The organism is Microbacterium sp. BF1 (assembly GCF_019279095.1).
Taxonomy (GTDB): domain Bacteria; phylum Actinomycetota; class Actinomycetes; order Actinomycetales; family Microbacteriaceae; genus Microbacterium; species Microbacterium maritypicum.
Window position 1 is genome coordinate 1 of record NZ_JAGYWT010000238.1, and the last position, 3,775, is coordinate 3,775.

General features: G+C 66.9%; 3 protein-coding genes. All 3 read left to right on the forward strand.

The genetic code is table 11. The features are described from left to right. The first annotated feature begins 2 nt into the window (after nucleotides 1-2). On the forward strand, nucleotides 3-1,829 hold the full coding sequence (gene sdhA / locus KZA10_RS09505; RefSeq protein WP_017828463.1) for a succinate dehydrogenase flavoprotein subunit: 1,827 nt from the start codon (nucleotides 3-5) through the stop codon (nucleotides 1,827-1,829). Nucleotides 1,830-1,831: 2 nt separating this feature from the next. Further along, nucleotides 1,832-2,599 carry a succinate dehydrogenase iron-sulfur subunit gene (locus KZA10_RS09510; protein WP_218682746.1) on the forward strand — a complete coding sequence of 256 codons (768 nt, stop codon included), beginning with the start codon at nucleotides 1,832-1,834 and terminating at the stop codon, nucleotides 2,597-2,599. A 105-nt stretch (nucleotides 2,600-2,704) separates the two neighbouring features. Then, nucleotides 2,705-3,775, forward strand: a 1,071-nt coding sequence (locus KZA10_RS09515; protein ID WP_218682747.1) for a YihY/virulence factor BrkB family protein, incomplete at its 3' end; no start/stop codon positions are given.

Below are 3,775 nucleotides of genomic sequence, written 5' to 3' on the forward strand. Positions count from 1 at the left end.
AAGTGACTACCGAGACGCAGGATTCCGTCGTCCGTGACGGCGTGCACTACCACCAGTTCGACATCGTCATCGTGGGAGCCGGTGGGGCGGGCATGCGTGCCGCCATCGAGGCGGGCCCCGGGGCAAAGACCGCCGTGATCTCCAAGCTCTACCCCACGCGCTCGCACACCGGTGCGGCGCAGGGCGGTATGGCGGCGGCCCTCGCGAACGTCGAAGAGGACTCCTGGGAGTGGCACACCTTCGACACCGTCAAGGGCGGTGACTACCTCGTCGACCAGGACGCGGCCGAGATCCTCGCGAAGGAGGCCATCGACGCGGTCATCGACCTCGAGAACATGGGCCTCCCCTTCAACCGCACGCCCGAGGGCAAGATCGACCAGCGCCGCTTCGGCGGGCACACCGCAGAGCACGGCAAGACCCCGGTCCGCCGCGCCTGCTACGCCGCCGACCGCACCGGTCACATGATCCTGCAGACGCTGTTCCAGAACTGCGTCAAGCTCGGCATCAACTTCTTCAACGAGTTCTACGTCCTGGATCTGCTCACGGTGAAGGACGCCGACGGCAAGACCCAGGTCTCGGGCGTCGTCGCCTACGATCTCGCGACCGGCGAGCTGCACGTCTTCCAGGCCAAGGCCGTGATCTTCGCGACCGGCGGTTTCGGCAAGATCTTCAAGACGACCTCGAACGCGCACACTCTCACCGGCGACGGCGTCGGCATCGTGTGGCGCAAGGGACTCCCCCTCGAGGACCTGGAGTTCTTCCAGTTCCACCCGACCGGCCTCGCCGGTCTCGGCATCCTCCTCACCGAGGGCGCACGAGGAGAGGGCGCGATCCTGCGCAACGCCTCGGGTGAGCGCTTCATGGAGCGCTACGCCCCGACCATCAAGGACCTCGCCCCGCGCGACATCGTCGCCCGCTGCATGGTGCAGGAGGTCCTCGACGGCCGTGGCGCCGGTCCCCACAAGGACTACGTGCTGCTGGACTGCACGCACCTGGGAGCCGAGGTTCTCGAGACCAAGCTCCCCGACATCACCGAGTTCGCCCGTACGTACCTGGGCGTCGACCCGGTCGTCGAGCCCGTGCCCGTGATGCCCACCGCGCACTACGCCATGGGCGGCATCCCGACCAACAACGACGGCGAGGTGCTCGCGGACAACACCACCGTCGTCCCCGGCCTCTACGCCGCCGGCGAGTGCGCCTGCGTCTCGGTGCACGGCGCGAACCGCCTCGGCACCAACTCGCTCCTGGACATCAACGTCTTCGGAAAGCGTGCCGGCCGCAACGCCGTCGAGTACGTCAAGACCGCCGAGTTCGTGCCGCTCCCCGAGAACCCGGCGGCATTCGTGTCGGGCATGCTCGAGGACCTGCGCAACAACCAGGGCACCGAGCGCATCGCCGTGCTCCGCAAGACCCTGCAGGACGAGATGGACAAGGGCGCGCAGGTCTTCCGCACGCACGATTCCCTCCAGCACGTGCTCGGCGTGATCGCCGAACTGCGTGAGCGCTACAAGAACGTCCACGTCGACGACAAGGGCCAGCGGTTCAACACCGACCTGCTGGAAGCCGTCGAGCTGGGCTTCCTCCTCGACATCGCCGAGGTCGTCGTCTACGCCGCGCAGAACCGCGAGGAGAGCCGCGGCGGACACATGCGCGACGACTTCCCGAAGCGCGACGACGAGAAGTACATGAAGCACACCATGGCCTACCTGACCGGTGACCCGCATTCCTCCACGCCGAGCGATCACATCAAGCTCGACTGGAAGCCGGTCGTCTTCACGAAGAACGAGCAGGGCGAGTTCAACTACCCGCCGATGGAGAGGAAGTACTGAGCATGTCGACCGCCATCGCAGAGGCACCTGCCGACACGACCGAGGAGACCGGCATCCAGTCCTTCGTCGTCACGTTCAACATCCGCCGGTTCAACCCGGAGGTCGACGCCGAGCCGCACTGGGTCGACTACGACGTGGAGCTCTACTCCACCGACCGTGTGCTCGACGCCCTGCACAAGATCAAGTGGGAGGTCGACGGCTCCCTGACGTTCCGGCGCTCCTGCGCCCACGGCATCTGCGGCTCCGACGCCATGCGCATCAACGGCCGCAACCGCCTCGCCTGCAAGACGCTGATCAAGGACCTCGACATCTCGAAGCCGATCTACGTCGAGGCGATCAAGGGCCTGCCGCTGGAGAAGGACCTGGTCGTCGACATGGAGCCGTTCTTCGCGTCGTACCGCGAGGTGCAGCCGTTCCTGGTCGCCAGCTCCGTGCCGGAGAAGGGCAAGGAGCGCATCCAGTCCATCGCCGACCGCGAGATCTTCGACGACACCACCAAGTGCATCCTGTGCGCCGCGTGCACCTCGTCCTGCCCCGTGTTCTGGACCGACGGGCAGTACTTCGGCCCGGCCGCGATCGTCAACGCCCACCGCTTCATCTTCGACTCCCGCGATGACAACGCAGCGGTCCGCCTCGACATCCTCAACGACAAGGAAGGCGTGTGGCGCTGCCGCACCACCTTCAACTGCTCCGAGGCATGCCCCCGTGGCATCGAGGTCACCAAGGCCATCGCCGAGGTCAAGCAGGCCGTGCTCCGCGGGCGTCCCTGACGACGCTTCTGCAGTCACATGCGAACAGGCGGTCCCTTCCGGGGCCGCCTGTTCGCGTATCCGCCACCACTCTCCTCGCCCCCACCTCTTGGGTAGGGTGGGGAGGTGTCCGAACCCGATGGCTCCGAGGCCGAGTCCGGTCGCCTCGATGCGGCCGTCGAGCGCGCGACCGCACTGACACAGCGCACCCTCGGTCTGTTCCCGGTACGGGTCTGGCGCCATTTCCTGCAGCACAACGGATTCCTCCTCGCTGCGGGCGTGAGCTATCAGGCGCTGTTCGCGATCTTCGCGGCGATCTATCTCGTCTTCGCGATCGCCGGGCTCTGGCTCGGTGGCAGCGAGGAGGCGGTGGATGGCCTGATCGCCATGATCAACCGCTACATCCCCAATCTGATCCTCCCTGAAGGCGGTGTCTTCACGCCCGCACAGGTGCAGGAGATCGCGGTCAACACCACGGGGCTGCTGAGCGTGACCGGTCTGATCGCCCTCGGCACCGTGATCTGGACGGCCATCGGATGGGTCACGTTCTCGCGTCGGGCGACGAGGGACATCTTCGGCCTGCCGCCGGACCGGCGCAGCTACGTGCTGCTGAAGGCCAGGGACCTGCTGGCGGCCGTGATCTTCGGTGTCTCTCTCGTCGTCGGCTCACTGCTCAGCTCCGCCAGCGCGGCGGTGCTGAGCTGGCTCCTCAGCCTGCTGGGGTGGGACTCCGGCTCCGACGGGATCAACATCAGCATCCGCATCGGCACCGTGCTGGTGTCCTTCGCCCTGATGTCCGGGGCGCTGGCGGCGATGGTGCGCTTCCTGACGGGAACGTCACTGCACTGGCACGTGATCTGGCCGGGGGCGCTTCTCGGCGGCGGCGCGATGACCATCCTCCAGTACGGGGCCGGATTCCTGCTGAGCTACACGCCCTCCAACCCGCTGCTCGCCACGTTCGCCATCTTCATCGGGCTCCTGCTGTGGTTCCGTGTGAACGGGGTGGTGATGCTGGTGGCGTCCTCCTGGATCGCAGTCGCCGCGCAGGATCGCGATCTGCCTCTGTTGACCCTCACGGAGGCCGAACGCCGCGTGGCCGAGTATGAAGCGCTGTTGACGGCGGCGCGCATCCGGGTGCGCAAAGCCCACGCCGCCCGCGAGAGTGCGCCGTGGTACCGCGCCTGGGCTGCGGAGAGG